General features: G+C 66.7%; 12 protein-coding genes. 7 read left to right on the top strand and 5 right to left on the bottom strand.

What is annotated here, in order from left to right; translation table 11 throughout:
• Window positions 1-839 (top strand): FAD-dependent oxidoreductase (locus KH616_RS11375; RefSeq protein ID WP_292244097.1); only part of this gene is annotated, 839 nt, incomplete at its 5' end.
• A 164-nt stretch (window positions 840-1003) separates the two neighbouring features.
• Here the strand turns inward: KH616_RS11375 and KH616_RS11370 are convergent.
• On the bottom strand, window positions 1004-2176 hold the full coding sequence (locus KH616_RS11370) for an acyl-CoA dehydrogenase family protein (RefSeq protein WP_292244096.1): 1173 nt from the start codon (window positions 2174-2176) through the stop codon (window positions 1004-1006).
• Window positions 2177-2426: 250 nt separating this feature from the next.
• On the opposite strand from KH616_RS11370, the gene KH616_RS11365 reads away from it, so the two are divergent.
• Both KH616_RS11365 and KH616_RS11360 read left to right on the top strand, forming a co-directional pair.
• On the top strand, window positions 2427-5114 hold the full coding sequence (locus KH616_RS11365) for an excinuclease ABC subunit UvrA (RefSeq protein ID WP_292244095.1): 2688 nt from the start codon (window positions 2427-2429) through the stop codon (window positions 5112-5114).
• 216 nt (window positions 5115-5330) lie between these two features.
• Window positions 5331-6335 (top strand): helix-turn-helix domain-containing protein, encoded by a 1005-nt coding sequence (locus KH616_RS11360; RefSeq protein WP_292244093.1) that lies wholly within the window; start codon window positions 5331-5333, stop codon window positions 6333-6335.
• Between the two features lie 81 nt (window positions 6336-6416).
• On the opposite strand, the gene KH616_RS11355 is transcribed toward KH616_RS11360, so the two are convergent.
• The 3 genes from KH616_RS11355 to KH616_RS11345 form a co-directional block, all read right to left on the bottom strand.
• On the bottom strand, window positions 6417-6800 hold the full coding sequence (locus KH616_RS11355) for a VOC family protein (RefSeq protein WP_292244091.1): 384 nt from the start codon (window positions 6798-6800) through the stop codon (window positions 6417-6419).
• A gap of 103 nt (window positions 6801-6903) precedes the next feature.
• Window positions 6904-7761 carry an S-formylglutathione hydrolase gene (fghA, locus tag KH616_RS11350; protein WP_292244089.1) on the bottom strand — a complete coding sequence of 286 codons (858 nt, stop codon included), beginning with the start codon at window positions 7759-7761 and terminating at the stop codon, window positions 6904-6906.
• 167 nt (window positions 7762-7928) lie between these two features.
• Window positions 7929-9035 carry an S-(hydroxymethyl)glutathione dehydrogenase/class III alcohol dehydrogenase gene (locus KH616_RS11345; protein WP_292244087.1) on the bottom strand — a complete coding sequence of 369 codons (1107 nt, stop codon included), beginning with the start codon at window positions 9033-9035 and terminating at the stop codon, window positions 7929-7931.
• A gap of 353 nt (window positions 9036-9388) precedes the next feature.
• Here KH616_RS11345 and KH616_RS11340 point away from each other — a divergent pair, with 353 nt between their 5' ends.
• Complete coding sequence (locus tag KH616_RS11340) at window positions 9389-10681, top strand: D-amino acid dehydrogenase (protein WP_292244085.1); 1293 nt, start codon at window positions 9389-9391, stop codon at window positions 10679-10681.
• Between the two features lie 114 nt (window positions 10682-10795).
• On the opposite strand, the gene KH616_RS11335 is transcribed toward KH616_RS11340, so the two are convergent.
• Complete coding sequence (locus KH616_RS11335; protein WP_292244084.1) at window positions 10796-11776, bottom strand: LysR family transcriptional regulator; 981 nt, start codon at window positions 11774-11776, stop codon at window positions 10796-10798.
• A gap of 144 nt (window positions 11777-11920) precedes the next feature.
• On the opposite strand from KH616_RS11335, the gene KH616_RS11330 reads away from it, so the two are divergent.
• The 3 genes from KH616_RS11330 to KH616_RS11320 all read left to right on the top strand — a co-directional run.
• Window positions 11921-13126 carry a fumarylacetoacetate hydrolase family protein gene (locus KH616_RS11330; protein WP_292244082.1) on the top strand — a complete coding sequence of 402 codons (1206 nt, stop codon included), beginning with the start codon at window positions 11921-11923 and terminating at the stop codon, window positions 13124-13126.
• Window positions 13127-13227: 101 nt separating this feature from the next.
• The gene (locus KH616_RS11325) at window positions 13228-14559 is read left to right on the top strand and encodes an MFS transporter (protein WP_292244081.1); all 1332 of its coding nucleotides are present in this window, start codon (window positions 13228-13230) and stop codon (window positions 14557-14559) included.
• A 37-nt stretch (window positions 14560-14596) separates the two neighbouring features.
• On the top strand, window positions 14597-15575 hold a 979-nt coding region (locus KH616_RS11320; protein ID WP_292244080.1), incomplete at its 3' end, for an aldehyde dehydrogenase family protein.

Raw genomic sequence — 15575 nt, 5'->3', positions numbered from 1 at the left:
ATCAGGCCGAGCAAGGGCCCGGGCAGCAGGCGCAGCCGGTCTTCATCAATGTCATCGGCGCAGGCGCGACCGGTGTGGAATTGGCCGCCGCGCTCAGGCATGCGATCAATAAACTCACGGCGTATCGTTTCAAGTCCCTGGTGCCGGACCGGGACGTCTGCATTCGCCTGATCGAAGGCGGACCGCGCGTCCTCCCGGTGCTCGACGAGCGTCTCTCCAGCCGGACTCACGCGCAACTGCGCCAATTGCATGTCGACGTGCTGACCGGAACGCGGGTCGCGGAGGTTACGCAAGACGCGATCGTGACCGCGACGGGCGAACGCCTCGCCAGCGACATCACGATCTGGGCCGCCGGCGTCGCCGGCCCCGCGATCCTGCGGCAGATCGGCGATATTGCGCTCAATACATCGAACCAGGTGATCGTGACGGACACGTTGCAGACCCCGGACGATCCGCACGTCTTCGCATTCGGCGATTGCGCCGCCTGCCCGTCCGACGGGGCGCGCGGCTTCCTGCCGCCGCGTGCGCAGGTTGCGCACCAGCAGGCCGTGTACCTCGGCCGTGCTTTCGCACGGCGTCTGGCGGGCCGGCCGGTCACCGGATTCACGTTCCGCGACGCCGGCACGGTGGTCTCGCTGGGCAAGGCGGGCGCCGTCTTCCAGACGGAACTGGGCGCGCGCTCGCGTTCGCTGATCGTCGAGGGACTGGCGGCGATCGGGTTGTACAAGTTCCTCTATCGCAAGCATCTGTTCAGTGTGTACGGTGCGAAGCGCGCGCTGCTCCAGTCGTTGAGCCACTGGCTGCAGAGCCGCAACCAGCCGTCGATCAAGCTGCATTGACGGAGGGCGGCCAACGAAGGGCGTATCGGCGGGACAGCCGATATGTCCTTCGTGCTCCGTCGCATCCGAGGTATTCGCCGATCGTGCGTTCGGTCGCGCTGACGAACCCGCGCCGACGCGACACCAGCGACGAATCGGCTCGCGGCGCGACGATCCGAAGACCGTCAGGCCTGCGATCGATGCCGGAGCGTGGCGTGGCCGGAAGCCGCGAGGAGAATCTGCCGGAGCTGCACGACACTGGGCGTCAGCACGGGGATAAAGGACGCCTCCCGGCGTCGGCGGGCGACCTCGCTGCTGCCATGCATGAATCCCCGGCTGCCGGCTGCCTGAACTTCAAGGGCGACGGCCGCTTCGACGAGCGTTGCAAACTGGAGGCGCAGGTTGAAGAGCGCCGCCGGTATGTCGTGCAATGCGCTGCTTGCCAGTCCGTCGAAAAGCTCGACAACCCGATCCTCGAGAGCCGACACCCAAGCCTGTCCATCGGCGCCGAGCGTGGCGCGGACGGATTCGCTGGCGTGATGCAGCGATCTCAGGCTCCGTCGGGCCAGCCCGATCGACAGACCGCATTGCAAGCCCAGGAAATTCGGGCGAACGGACGCGATGAACGATACCGCGTTCGACGCGATCATATGGCGCTCATCCACCGGCATGCGATTCAGTGTCAGCGCTGCCGTATTGCTGGCGCGCAAGGCGATCAGATCGAGGTCCGCGCTGCGCTGGACACCTCGAGCGTCGTGCGCGACGGCGTAGATGGACGGCGGTGTGCCATCGGAATGCGCCGCCGCGATCGCCGTCACGTAACCGTCGGCATGCAGATTGGTCACGAACGGGAGTGTTCCGGACAGGCGTCGCACCGGCGACCCGCCATCTTGCCGGGCGTCCGTCGCGGTGACATGGAGCGATTCCATCTTCGCCAGATATTTCATGGCGTTCGAGAGACCGACGGCGCCTGCCATTTTTCCGTTCAGCAAGGCGGGGAGCCAGCCGTCGCGAAGGGCATGATTGTCGCTATGCAGCAGGCATTCGATCAAGGCCCGCTGGGACCAGAAGACGAGTGCGGCCGTCATCGACGATTCCGCCACGCCTGCGATTGCCTCGATGGCGTGGGCGATGTCGCCGCCCGCGCCACCGAGCGCTTCAGGTACGCCGATATGCAGCAGCCCCGCATTGCCCAGCATGGGAAGCACCGCCTGCGCGAGATCCCGACCGGAATCGAGACGCTCGGCGTGCGCTTCAAGCCATGCCGTCAGCTGGCGATCTCGAGGCGTTGCGAATGATTGTGTGTTCGCGGAACGGGGCAGGTCGCTGCCGCTGACGGAATGTTGCGGGGGTTTCATCGATGCTCCTGCGGACTGGCGGCGGTGAAGCGGTACGTCACGACCGCCGGCGCATGATAGACGGGTCTGACAGGCGTGTGCAGTATCAGATCCGGGCGGAATGACCATAGCAGATGCGGCCCGGGCCTGTGTGATGTCCGACCACGTGATCAATCGTGCAGCGTGCGCGTATCATGAGGAACCGGATTTCCACCGCATGTGACGTCCCGCCGTTGTGCCGGACGCACGGTCTTTCCTGAAGCGAGCCATCATGAATCGAAGCTCACTCCCGGCGCCGCCCATTCACGACGACAGCGCAACGCAACGATCCGACTGTGTTCGCGTACGCGGCGCACGCGAACACAACCTGAAGAATGTCGACGTGGATATTCCGCGCGATGCGCTCGTGGTGTTCACGGGCATATCGGGATCCGGAAAATCGTCGCTGGCATTCGGGACGCTCTATGCCGAAGCGCAGCGCCGGTATTTCGAATCGGTGGCGCCGTATGCACGCCGACTGATCGATCAGGTCGGCGTGCCTGACGTCGATTCGATCGACGGACTGCCGCCGGCGGTCGCCTTGCAGCAGCAACGAAGCGCACCGAACGCGCGCTCGTCGGTCGGCAGCGTGACGACGCTGTCGAGCCTCGTGCGCATGCTCTATTCGCGCGTCGGCCACTATCCGCCGAAGCAGCCGATGCTCTATGCGGAGGACTTTTCGCCGAATACCGTGGAGGGCGCCTGCCCCACGTGTCACGGGCTCGGCCGCATCTACGACGTGACCGAGAAGACGCTCGTGCCCGACGATTCGCTCACCATTCGCGAGCGCGCGATCGCCGCGTGGCCGCCGGCGTGGCACGGACAGAATCTGCGCGACATCCTGGTGTCGCTGGGCTATGACGTCGACACGCCGTGGCGCGATCTGCCGAAGCAGGACCGCGACTGGATTCTGTTCACCGAAGAAACGCCGACCGTGCCCGTCTACGCCGGCCTGACGCCGCGGGAAACGCAAATGGCGATCAAGCGCGGGCTCGAGCCGAGCTATCAGGGCACGTTCACGGGCGCGCGGCGTTACGTGCTGCACACCTTCGCCAATACCAAAAGCGCGCTGATGAAAAAGCGCGTGTCGCAGTACATGATCGGCCGCGAATGCCCGAGTTGTCATGGCAAGCGATTGAAGCGCGAGGCGCTGTCGGTGACGTTCGAAGGGCTCGATATCGCCGAGTTCGGGAATCTGCCGCTGGCGAAACTGGCGGATCTGCTGTCGGCCGTCGCGCGCGGCGAGTGGGCCCGGCCCGACGCTCAAGCGCCGGGCGGCGTGCTCGACGAAAAGTCGCGCCGCGCGGCGACGGCGCGGCGCGTGGCGGCCGGCGGATCGGCGCACAAGAGCGCGCCGGACGTGCGCCGCACCCCGAATCTCTCCGACGAAAAACGTGTCGCCGCGCAGCGGCTCGCGTCGGAGTTGCTCGAGCGCCTCGCGCCGCTTATCGACCTCGGGCTCGGCTATCTGTCGCTGGACCGCAGCACGCCGACATTGTCGTCGGGCGAACTGCAGCGCTTGCGGCTCGCCACCCAGTTGTCGTCGCAACTGTTCGGCGTGGTCTACGTGCTGGACGAGCCTTCGGCGGGCCTGCATCCGGCGGACGGCGACGCATTGCTCGCCATCCTGCATCGCCTCAAGGCGGCGGGCAACTCGCTGTTCGTGGTCGAGCACGATCTCGAGGTCATCCGTCATGCGGACTGGCTCGTCGATGTCGGGCCGGAAGCGGGGGAACGGGGCGGCCGCGTGCTCTACAGCGGGCCGCCTGCGGGCCTGGCCGATGTCGCCCCGTCGTTTACGCGCCGCTATCTGTTCGGCGGTGCCGAGGCGATCGCGCGGACGCCGCGGCAGCCGCAGGGCTGGCTCCGGCTCGAGGGCGTGACGCGCAACAACCTGCATGATCTCGACATCGCATTTCCGGTCGGATGCTTCACGGCGGTCACGGGCGTGTCGGGCTCGGGTAAATCGAGCCTCGTGAGTCAGGCGCTTCCCGAACTCGTGGCGGCGCGCCTCGGCCGCCCGCTCGGCACGCAGGACGAGGACGAGGCCGATCCGCTGCTCGCGGTAGCGTCCGCCGCCGCGGAAGGGCGCATCGTCGGCGGCATGGAGCGCATCCGCCGTGTCGTCCGCGTGGACCAGAAGCCGATCGGCCGCACGCCGCGCTCGAACCTGGCGACCTACAGCGGCTTGTTCGACCATGTGCGTCAGCTCTTCGCCGATACGCCCGCCGCGCGCAAGCGCCGCTATGGCGTCGGGAGATTCTCGTTCAACGTTGCGCAGGGGCGCTGTCCGACCTGCGAGGGCGAAGGCTTCGTGATGGTCGAGCTGTTGTTTCTGCCGAGTGTCTATGCGCCGTGCTCGACGTGTAACGGCAGCCGCTATAACGCGCAGACGCTCGAAATCGAATGGCAGGGACGCAACATTGCGCAGGTGCTGGCGATGAGCGTTGACGAAGCGTGCGAGTGCTTTGCCGGCGAACCGCAGGTGCTGCGGCCGCTCGAGGTGCTGCGCGAGATCGGGCTCGGCTATCTGCGGCTCGGGCAGCCGGCAACGGAACTGTCGGGCGGCGAGGCGCAGCGTATCAAGCTGGCGACCGAACTGCAGCGCGCGCAGCGCGGCAATACGCTGTATATCCTCGACGAACCGACCGCCGGCCTGCATCCGGCCGATACCGACCGGTTGATGCGGCATCTGCAGGGGCTCGCGGATGCCGGCAATACGGTCGTCGTCGTCGAGCACGACATGCGGGTCGTCGCGCAGGCCGACTGGGTGATCGATCTCGGGCCGGGGGCGGGGGACGACGTCGGACAGGTCATTGCGAGCGGCATGCCCGGCGAGGTCGCCGGCGCGGGGCATGGCAGCACCGCGGCCTACCTCAAGACGGCCATCGAGCGGTGCGGCAACGCAGGCGGCTCATGATCCCGCGGAGCACGATCCGTCGCCCGGCATTCGTGCTCCGCGATCGGTGCGATCCATGTGCTGTCGGCGTGTGCGCGTGGCTCGGCATGCCGGATTTCGCGCACGCTCCGAGGCGCCGCCGCCGGAGCGCCGACATGCGCTGCGATTTGAACCGAAGGTCGTATCGGCGGCGGCTGCGAAGGGCGGCGCGTGCCGGGGTGGCGTAGAATTGGCGAAATGCTGCTCACTGTCGACGTCATTATCTATAACGGATTCAAAGCACTTGAGGCCATTGGTGCCTTGAGCGTTTTTACCTACGCAAATTCCCATCTGAAAAACCGCGGACTCGGCGGCGGATACGATGTCAAGCTCGCATCGCCGCATCGCGGCCCGATCCGCTCCGACACCGGCGTGCCCCTGCATGCCGATAAGCGTCTCAATACGTTGACGGTGCCGCACACGGCCATCATTGTCGGCGCGTGGCAGATCGAAGAGGCGCTCGATGGCGCGATGGACATCGTGCGGTGGATCGAATCCGCCGCAGCGCGCGTCACGCGTACCGCCGCCCTGTGCTCCGGCGCATTTTTCCTGGCCGAGGCGGGCGTGCTGGACGGGAAGCGCGCAACGACACACTGGGCTGTCGCCGATGCGTTGAAGATCCGGTATCCGGCGGTGCGCGTCGATGCGGATTGCATCTTCATTCAGGACGGCGCGATCTGGACGTCGGCGGGCGTCACCGCGGGAATCGATCTTGCGCTGGCGCTCGTCGAAGAGGATTTCGGCCTCGATATCGCGCTCGATGTGGCGCGAGATCTCGTCGTTTATCTGAAGCGACCGGGCGGTCAGTCGCAATTCAGTTCGCAGCTGATCAGCCAGTCGACGCAGCATCCCGGTATCAGGGAAATCCAGGGCTGGATTCTGGAGAACTGCGAGCAGGACATCAGTCCGACCGACATGGCGGACCGCCTTTCAATCAGCGTGCGCAGCTTCAACCGTTGCTTCAAGAAGGAAACGGGCATGACGCCGTCCGGGTTTCTGACGCGCGCCCGAATCGACGCGGCCCGTCGCATGCTCGAGGAAGGGAACCTGCCGGCCAAGACGATCGCGGCAAAGGCGGGCTTCAAAACCTACGAGGCGATGCGGAAAGCGTTTCAGGGCGCCCTCAGCGTGACCCCGCTCGAATATCGCGAGCGCTTCGGCACCGTTCACACCGAGGGTGAAGCGGCGAGGCGCCAGGCATGAAAAGAGGGGGGCCGAAAGGCTCCCCCTCTTTTCATGCCGATGCGGTGCGGACGTGTCAGGCGCGCGCACCGCGCCGGCGCGTTACGCCGGCTTGAAGCAGTAGGCGGCGAGCTTGTTGCCGTCCAGATCGCGGGCATAGGCCGCGTAGGCGTTGGGCGCCCAGTTGCGCGGACCGGCCGCGCCCTCGTCCTTGCCGCCTGCTGCCAAGGCCGCCGCATGGAAGGCGTCGACCGACGCGCGATCCGGCGCCTCGAACGAAATGGTGACGCCGTTGCCGACGGTGGCGGGCTGGCCGTTCGCGGGTTTCAGGGCGAAAAACGCCGGCGTGTCCTTGCCCCAGATCGAGCCGTTTTCGCCGAGATCCGCCAGCCGCTTCAGGCCGATCTTGCCGAGGACGGTATCGTAGAAGGAGCGGGCGGCGTCGAGGTTGTTGGTGCCGACAGTAGCGTGAGTAAAGATCGCCATGATTTCCTTTTGCGTTGCTTTGGGGGGTGACGTGAGGCCCGGAGATTGCGCGGAACAGGCGCCCGGCAAGATATGAGCCTCGCTTGGCTACGATTCCCGGCGCCTAATTCCGGATCTGACGGAGAACCTCCGCGTGATGCCTGATGTGGTCGCCGATGAAGCTTTGTATGAAGTAATACCCGTGGTCGTACTTCGGATGCCAGCGCAGCGTCAGCGGCTGTCCCGCCGCGATGCAGGCCGCCTCGAACACTTCCGGATACAGCTGGCTTTCGAGGAACTGGTCCGCCAGCCCCTGATCGATCAGGATGCCCGCGGCGAACTTCGGCGCATCCGCGCGCGCCACGAGTTCGCTCGCGTCATAGGGTTTCCACGCGTCGCGATCGGCGCCAAGGTAACCGGTCAACGCCTTTTCGCCCCACGGGCAGCGCATCGGTGCGGCGATCGGCGCGAATGCCGACACCGAACGGTAGATCTCCGGATTGCGCAGCGCGAGCACCAATGCGCCGTGACCGCCCATCGAGTGACCGAAGATGCCGAGCCGCGCGCCGTCGATCGGCAACTCGCCGATGACCGTCTCGCGCAGCTCGTCGACGATGTACGAGTACATCCGGTAATGCGTCGACCACGGCGCTTCGGTCGCGTCGACGTAGAAGCCCGCGCCGACACCGAAGTCCCATGCGTCGGTCTCGCCCGGCACGCCCGCGCCGCGCGGGCTCGTGTCGGGGGCGACGAGCGCCAGGCCGTGCTGCGCCGCGAATTGCTGCGCGCCGGCCTTGATCGGGAACGTTTCCTCGGTGCAGGTCAGGCCCGCGAGGTAAAACAGCGCAGGCACGCGGCCGTGCGCGGCCTGCGGCGGCAGGTACACCGAGAACTTCATCGGCAGGCCGATCGTCTGCGATTCATGCCGGTAGAAGCGTTGCTCACCGCCATGGCACGCGTGTGACGAAATGCATTCCAGCATTGTTTCCTCCTGTTGATCCCAGTTGGCGCTTGCGCGAGGCCGATGCAGCGCAGTCGATCCCCGGCGCTCGGGCGTCCGGCTCGATGCGGCACCGTCAGCACTTTAGCGCGTATATCGACCGGAGTGGGCGCTTCAGCATGCGCTCCGGTCTCATGCCAGGCCCGCGTTCAGTACAGGATGACCGAGCGGATCGACTCGCCGCGCTTCATCATCTCGAAGCCCTCGTTGATCTTCTCGAGCGGCATCGTATGCGTGATCAGGTCGTCGATGTTGATCTTGCCGTCCATGTACCAGTCGACGATCGTCGGCACGTCGGTGCGGCCGCGTGCGCCGCCGAACGCCGAACCCTTCCACTCGCGGCCCGTGACCAGCTGGAACGGCCGCGTGCTGATTTCCTCGCCCGCCGCCGCGACGCCGATGATGAACGACTGGCCCCAGCCCTTGTGCGTGCATTCGAGCGCCTGGCGCATCACCTTCACGTTGCCGATGCACTCGAACGAATAGTCCGCGCCGCCGTCGGTCAGCTGCACGATGTGGTCGACGACGTTCTCGACTTCGTTCGGATTGACGAAGTGCGTCATGCCGAACTTCTTCGCCAGTTCGACGCGGTTCGGGTTGAGGTCGACGCCGATGATCTTGTTCGCGCCGACCATCTTCGCGCCCTGGATCACGTTCAGGCCGATGCCGCCGAGACCGAACACGACCACGTTCGCGCCCGGTTCGACCTTCGCCGAGAACACGACCGCGCCGACGCCGGTCGTCACGCCGCAGCCGACGTAGCAGACCTTGTCGAACGGCGCGTCTTCACGCACCTTCGCGACCGCGATCTCCGGCACCACGATGTAGTTCGAGAACGTCGACGTGCCCATATAGTGATGGATCGGCCTGCCGTCGAGCGAGAAGCGGGACGTGCCGTCCGGCATCAGGCCCTTGCCTTGCGTCGCGCGGATTTTCTGGCACAGGTTGGTCTTGCGCGACAGACAGAACTTGCACTGGCGGCATTCCGGCGTGTAGAGCGGAATCACGTGGTCGCCCTTTCTGACCGTGCCGACGCCCGGACCGACATCGACAACGACGCCCGCGCCCTCATGACCGAGGATCGCCGGGAAGAGCCCTTCCGGATCGGCGCCCGACAGCGTGTAGTAATCGGTGTGGCAGATGCCTGTCGCCTTCAACTCGATCAGCACTTCGCCCGCGCGCGGCCCTTCGAGATCGACTTCCTCGATCGTCAGCGGTGCACCGGCCTTCCACGCGACAGCAGCTTTCGTCTTCATGTTCTCTCGTCACTAAGTGAATGATGGATGGCCGCCATGATCGGTCAGCGCGCGGGCGAAGGGGACGCGTGCGGCGGGTTTTGGCGAAAATGCGGTGCAAGTTGGCCAATCCGAAGTGGGCTGTTCCGGCGCGCCGTCGGACATCGCGCGACGCGCGTGCAGGTTGCGGCGGGATGCCGGGCCGGACCGGCAGCGGTGCGGTGCACCGTGCGACAGCGCTGAGCGCTGTTTTCAAAAGAGTAAAAACAACTGCTTGTGGCCGATTAATATACAGACAAACATTCGGCGGGCCGGTGAATCCCGGCGTTCGATCACATCAACGTGCGAACTCGTCCATTTGCGGAGGCGCAGCCATGAGAGTCGTCGTGCTGGGGAGCGGTGTCGTGGGGGTGACGTCTGCCTATTATCTTGCCCTCGCAGGGCATGACGTGACCGTCATCGATCGCGAGGCGGGGCCCGCGCTCGAAACGAGCTTCGCGAATGCCGGCCAGATTTCGCCGGGCTATGCGGCGCCATGGGCGGCACCCGGTGTGCCGCTGAAGGCGGTCAAATGGATGTTCCAGAAGCACGCGCCGCTTGCGATCCGGCCCGACGACGCCGACAAGCAATTTCAGTTGCAATGGATGTGGCAGATGCTGCAGAACTGCACGGCCGAACGCTACGCGATCAACAAGGCCCGCATGGTGCGTCTTGCCGAGTACAGCCGCGATTGCCTGCAGGCGCTGCGCGCGGCCACCGGGATTCAGTACGAAGGCCGCACGGGCGGCACACTGCAGGTGTTCCGCACGCAGCAGCAACTCGATGGCGCCGCCAAGGACATCGCCGTGCTGAAGGAGGCGAACGTTCCGTACGAGCTGCTGATACCGGGCGAACTCAAATACGACGAGCCTGCGCTTGCCGCGACGGCTTACAAGCTGACAGGCGGCCTGCGCCTGCCGGGCGACGAGACCGGCGACTGCCAGCTCTTCACGACGCGCCTGGCCGAACTCGCGGCCCGGCTTGGCGTCGCCTTCCGCTACAACACGGTGATCGACGATCTCGTCGTCGAAGGCGGCCGCGTCGTGGGCGCACGGCACGGCGGCAAGCTTGTGCACGGCGATGCGTTCGTCGTGGCGTTCGGCTCCTACTCGACCAGGTTTCTGTCGGGCATCGTGAAGATTCCGGTCTATCCGCTCAAGGGATATTCGATCACCGCGCCGGTCGCCGACGAGGCCGCCGCTCCCGTGTCGACCGTGCTCGACGAAACGTACAAGATCGCGATCACGCGCTTCGACCGGCGCATTCGCGTCGGCGGGATGGCGGAGATCGTCGGGTTCGACAAGGCGCTGCGCGAAGCGCGCCGCGACACGCTCGAGATGTGCGTGAACGATCTGTTTCCGGGCGGGTGCGATACGTCTAAGGCGACGTTCTGGACCGGCCTGCGCCCGATGACTCCGGACGGCACGCCGATCGTCGGCCGCACCGCGCTGCCGAACCTGTTCCTGAACACCGGACACGGCACGCTCGGCTGGACGATGTCGTGCGGCTCGGGGCAATTGCTCGCCGATCTGATCTCCGGCAAGCCGCCCGCGATACGCTGCGACGATCTCAACGTGTTCCGGTATGCGGGCGAGCCCGTCGCGCCTGCGGACTTCACGCTCAACTGATCGCGATCGGCGCGGCGGCCGGAGTCGGCCGCATGCGCCGCGCCGGGTTCGACAGTGGGCCGTGCTATGCCTTGATCGCGGGCGATCTCGGCGGCGCGTGCCCGGCCCTCGCGATCATTCTGGCGCGGACTCGAGGTGCGCGGCCGCCGACGCTGTCCGATTCGCCGCGCTGCGAAGTGCGTCGACGAAGGCCCGCATCGGCTCCGACGGCTGCTCGTTCTTGCGCGTGACGATACCGTAGTGGCTCATCGAGCGGCGGATCGGCACGGGAATCCGTGCGAGCAGGCCTTCATGGACGTATCGCTCCACGGCGGCGCAGGGCTGCAGCGACAGCGTCTCGGTCGACTGAAGCAACTGCAGCGCCGAGAAGACCGACGACGTTTCGATCATCCCGGCCAGCGACTGGATACCCGCGGCCGAGAACGTCTCCTCGAACAGCCGCCGGATCGCGGTGGCCGGCGGATACAGAATCCACGTCCACGCGGCCAGATCCGCAAGCTCGAGCCGCTTGCGCGCGAGCAACGGATGATGCCGCCCGCAGACCACCCACACCGGCTCCGACGCCAGTTCCTCGAAGTTAAAGATCGCCTGATGGCGCGGCTCGGTCAGGCGGCCGATCATCACGTCGACTTTCTTCTCTTCGAGCCAGACGGCCAGCTGGTCGCTGCTCTGCTCGATCAGCTTGATCACGAGGCGCGGGCGCGCCCGCAGGATGTCGCGGATGCCGGCGGTCACGATCTGCGCCGCGGACGCGGAAATCGCGCCGACCGTCAGGTGGCCGTGGCCGCCCGCGCGCAGCGTGTCGAGCTCGCTGACAAACTTGCCGAGATCGGCGACGGTGTTGCTCGCGTAGCGAATCACGAACAGGCCCAGCTCGGTCGGCCGCATCTCGCGCGGCAGGCGGGTGAAGAGCGGCGCCTCCAGCATGTCCTCGACGTCGCCGAGGATTTTGGTGGCGGCCGGCTGCGTGATGTGCATCTGCTCCGCGGCGATGCGCAGATTGCGCGTGCGCCCGAGCACGTCGAGCAACTGGAGGTGACGGAAGCGCAGGCGTGTCAGTACGCCTGTGGCAGGCGCGGCGGTCGAGGGGCGCATCAGGTAAACCCGGTCGTAGCGATAAACGATTGGAATGGATTCTGCCGAATAAGCAATTGGATTGTTATTGAAAACAACCCTAGAGTGGCGGCTATCCCGTGCCGGTTCGACTGGCGCGCAACGACAACGACCCTGGAGACGACCATGACTACGCCGCTTGCCCTGAACGCCCGGCACACGCTTCCCGAGGACGGCGCCGCCGGCACGCTCGTGGGGCGCGCGTGGCTGCCGGCCACCGCGTCCGCACCCGCCGGCCCGGCGGTCGTGACGGTGCGTCCGGACGGCGTGTTCGACATTTCCGACGCCGCGCCGACGATGAGCGGCCTGCTCGAACTGGACGATCCGGTCGCCGTCGTGCGGCGTACGCCCGGGCGCTGGATCGGCAGCCTGGACGACCTGCTGGCCCAGGCGCCGGCCTCCGCCGGCCACGCCGACGCCGCGCACCTGCTCGCGCCGTGCGATCTGCAAGTGATCAAGGCGGCGGGCGTCACGTTCGCCGGCAGCCTGATCGAGCGGGTCATCGAAGAGCGGACCAAGGGCGATCCGCAAGGCGCCGCGCAATTGCGCGAACAGGTCGTGGCGCTGGTCGGCGAGCGCCTCGCGACGCTGCGGCCGGGTTCGGCCGAAGCGCAGGAACTCAAGCGCCTGCTGATCGAGCGCGGCATGTGGTCCCAATATCTCGAAGTCGGCATCGGCCCGGACGCCGAGATCTTCACGAAGGCGCCGCTGCTGTCGTCGCTGGGGACGGGCACGGAGATCGGCGTGCATCCCGGCTCGGCGTGGAACAACCCCGAACCCGAAATCGTGCTGGCGATCGACAGCCGCGGCCGTGCGCGCGGCGCGACGCTCGGCAACGACGTCAACCTGCGCGACTTCGAAGGCCGTAGCGCGCTGCTGCTCGGCAAGGCCAAGGACAACAACGGCTCGTGCGCGATCGGTCCGTTCGTGCGGCTGTTCGACGCGCATTTCTCGATCGACGACGTGCGGCGCGCGACGGTGGAATTGCGCGTCGAAGGGCGGGACGGCTTCATCCTGAACGGCACCAGCTCGATGGATCAGATCACCCGCGATCCGCTGGATCTCGTCGCGCAGGCATTCGGCGAGACGCACCAGTATCCGGACGGCGCGATGCTGTTCCTCGGCACGCTGTTCGCGCCGGTCGAGGATCGCGATACGGCGGGCGGCGGGTTTACCCACAAGGCCGGCGATATCGTGACGATCTCGAGCCGCATGCTCGGCGCGCTGGTCAATCGAGTCGGAACGAGCGACCGCATTGCGCCGTGGACGTTCGGTGTCCGCGCGCTGATGGCCAACCTGGCCGCGCGCGGATTGCTCGGCGCGGCGCGCTGAGCGGTTTTACCTGTTGCGACCCGGCACGCCGACGAGAAGGCCGGGCGCTTTGGACACAAGATGCGAGCCGCGCATGCGCCGGCCCGACACCGGAGACATTCATGCAGACCCAAGCTGTTCAACCCGATCCGCTGGCCCGCGCCGTGCACAAGGCCCGCTTGCGCCTGGTGCCGTTTCTTGCGCTGATGTTCGCGCTGTCGATGCTCGACCGCTCGAACGTCGGCTTCGTCAAGCAGGCGCTGATGGTCGATTCGAATATCGGCAACGCCGCCTATGCACTGGGCGCGGGCATCTTCTTCATCGGCTATGCCGTGTTCGAGATCCCGAGCAACATGATCCTGCACCGGGTCGGCGCGAAGGTCTGGCTGAGCCGCATCATGGTGACGTGGGGGCTCGCATCGGCCGCGATGATGTTCGCGCACGACGAGACGTCGTTCTATGTGCTGCGCTTCATCCTCGGCGTCGCCGAGGCGGGTTTCTCGCCCGGCGTGATTCTCTATTCGACTTACTGGTTCCCCGCGAACCAGCGCGGCAAGGCACTCGGCGTGTACTACTTCGGGCTGCCGGTCGCGCTCGTGCTGGGCAGCCCGCTGTCCGGCCTGCTGCTCGACGTGATGGGCGGCCAGCTCGGGCTGCGCAACTGGCAATGGATGTTCATCCTCGAAGGCCTCGCGGCGTCGGTCGTCGGCGTCATCGCGTTCTTCTATCTGGTGAGCAAGCCGCGCGACGCGAAGTGGCTCGATGCCGACGAGAAAGACGCGCTCGAGGCTGCGATCGCCGCCGAGGATCATCACAAGGTGACGCACGGCCCGCGCACGGCGCTCGGTGCGCTCGGCAACTGGCAGGTGCTGCGCTTCGTCGCGATCTACTTCGCGATCCAGGTCAGCGTGTACGGCGTGATCTTCTATCTGCCGACGCGGATCTCGGAGCTGATCGGCTCGGCGGTCGGCACGAAGGTCGGCCTGCTGACGGCGATTCCGTGGCTGTGCGCGCTGCTCGCACTGCGGCCGATCACCGGCATGGCCGATGCACAGGGGCGCCATCGCCAGTTCGCGATCGCCATGCTGGCGATGGCGGCCGCGGGAATCGCGCTGTCGACGCTGGGTCATGCGCTCGCCCCGGTACTGCTCGCGTTCTGCTGCGCGACGATCGGATTCGTCGTGGTCCAGCCGCTGTTCTGGACGCTGCCGACGGCTTACCTGAGCGGCACCGCGGCCGCCAGCGGCATCGCGCTGATCGGGGCGCTCGGCAACCTCGGCGGCTTCATTGCGCCGACCCTCAAGACCGCGGTCGAAACCGGCTTTCACAGCCGGCCGGCCGGCATGCTCGCGCTGGCGATCGCAGGCGTTGTCGGCGTGCTGCTCCTGATGAGCGTCGGCCTGCAGGCGCGCCGCGCACGGGTGACGACGCTCGGCTCGTCCGAGGCGGCGTGACGCGTTACCTGACATTCCTTTACTTCGGATCATTCTCATGAGCGTTCTTGGGCTTCACTACATCGACGGACAACGCCGCGGCGCCGGCGAGCCGTTATTCAGCGTCGACGCGATCACGGGCGAGCGTCACGCGGTGCGCTATCACGACGCGACGCCCGAAGAGGTGTCGGACGCCGCACGGGCGGCGGCGCGCGCATTCCCGGTATTGCGCGCCGCGTCGCCCGCTGCGCGCGCCGCGCTGCTGGAGGCGATCGCCGACGAGATCGACGCGCTGGGCGATGCATTCATCGCCGAGGCGAGCCGCGAGACGGCATTGCCGGCGGCGCGCCTCGAAGGCGAGCGCAAGCGCACCAGCAACCAGATGCGCCTGTTCGCGGCCACCGTGCGACGCGGCGGTTTTCTCGATGTGCGCATCGACCATGCCCAGCCGAATCGCAAGCCGCTGCCGCGCGTCGACCTGCGCCAGTGCCGCGTGGGCGTCGGCCCGGTCGCCGTGTTCGGCGCGAGCAATTTCCCGATTGCGTTTTCGGTTGCGGGCGGCGACACCGCGTCGGCGCTGGCGGCCGGCTGCCCGGTCGTCGTCAAGGCGCATCCCGGCCACATGGTGACGTCGGAGTGCGTTGCCGATGCGGTCATGCGCGCGGTCGCACGGGTCGGCCTGCCGGCAGGCGTGTTCAACATGGTGTACGGCACGGCGGCGGCCGGCGCGGCACTCGTGCAGGCAGCGCCGATCCAGGCGGTCGGCTTCACCGGCTCGCTCGCGGCGGGACGTGCGCTGTTCGATCTTGCGCAGGCGCGGCCCGAGCCGATTCCGGTGTTCGCCGAAATGTCCAGCGTGAATCCCGTCCTCGTGCTGTCGTCGGCGCTGGGCGAACGCAGCGCGGCGCTCGCGCGCGATCTGGCAGGATCTGTGACGACGGGCTGCGGCCAGCTGTGCACGAACCCGGGCCTCGTGCTCGGCGTGCGCTCGCCGGCTTTCAGCGCGTTCGTCGAACAGTTGCGAGATGCGCTCAGAC

The organism is Burkholderia sp., assembly GCF_018375725.1.
Lineage (GTDB): Bacteria > Pseudomonadota > Gammaproteobacteria > Burkholderiales > Burkholderiaceae > Burkholderia.
This window is presented reverse-complemented; position numbering and strand designations above follow the sequence as displayed.

Coding starts and splice junctions, on each gene's coding strand:
- KH616_RS11325 (WP_292244081.1), top strand. CDS start 13,228: ATGCAGACCCAAGCTGTTCAACCCGATCCGCTGGCCCGCGCCGTGCAC.
- KH616_RS11340 (WP_292244085.1), top strand. CDS start 9,389: ATGAGAGTCGTCGTGCTGGGGAGCGGTGTCGTGGGGGTGACGTCTGCC.
- KH616_RS11360 (WP_292244093.1), top strand. CDS start 5,331: ATGCTGCTCACTGTCGACGTCATTATCTATAACGGATTCAAAGCACTT.
- KH616_RS11345 (WP_292244087.1), bottom strand. CDS start 9,035: ATGAAGACGAAAGCTGCTGTCGCGTGGAAGGCCGGTGCACCGCTGACG.
- fghA (WP_292244089.1), bottom strand. CDS start 7,761: ATGCTGGAATGCATTTCGTCACACGCGTGCCATGGCGGTGAGCAACGC.
- KH616_RS11355 (WP_292244091.1), bottom strand. CDS start 6,800: ATGGCGATCTTTACTCACGCTACTGTCGGCACCAACAACCTCGACGCC.
- KH616_RS11365 (WP_292244095.1), top strand. CDS start 2,427: ATGAATCGAAGCTCACTCCCGGCGCCGCCCATTCACGACGACAGCGCA.
- KH616_RS11370 (WP_292244096.1), bottom strand. CDS start 2,176: ATGAAACCCCCGCAACATTCCGTCAGCGGCAGCGACCTGCCCCGTTCC.
- KH616_RS11335 (WP_292244084.1), bottom strand. CDS start 11,776: ATGCGCCCCTCGACCGCCGCGCCTGCCACAGGCGTACTGACACGCCTG.
- KH616_RS11330 (WP_292244082.1), top strand. CDS start 11,921: ATGACTACGCCGCTTGCCCTGAACGCCCGGCACACGCTTCCCGAGGAC.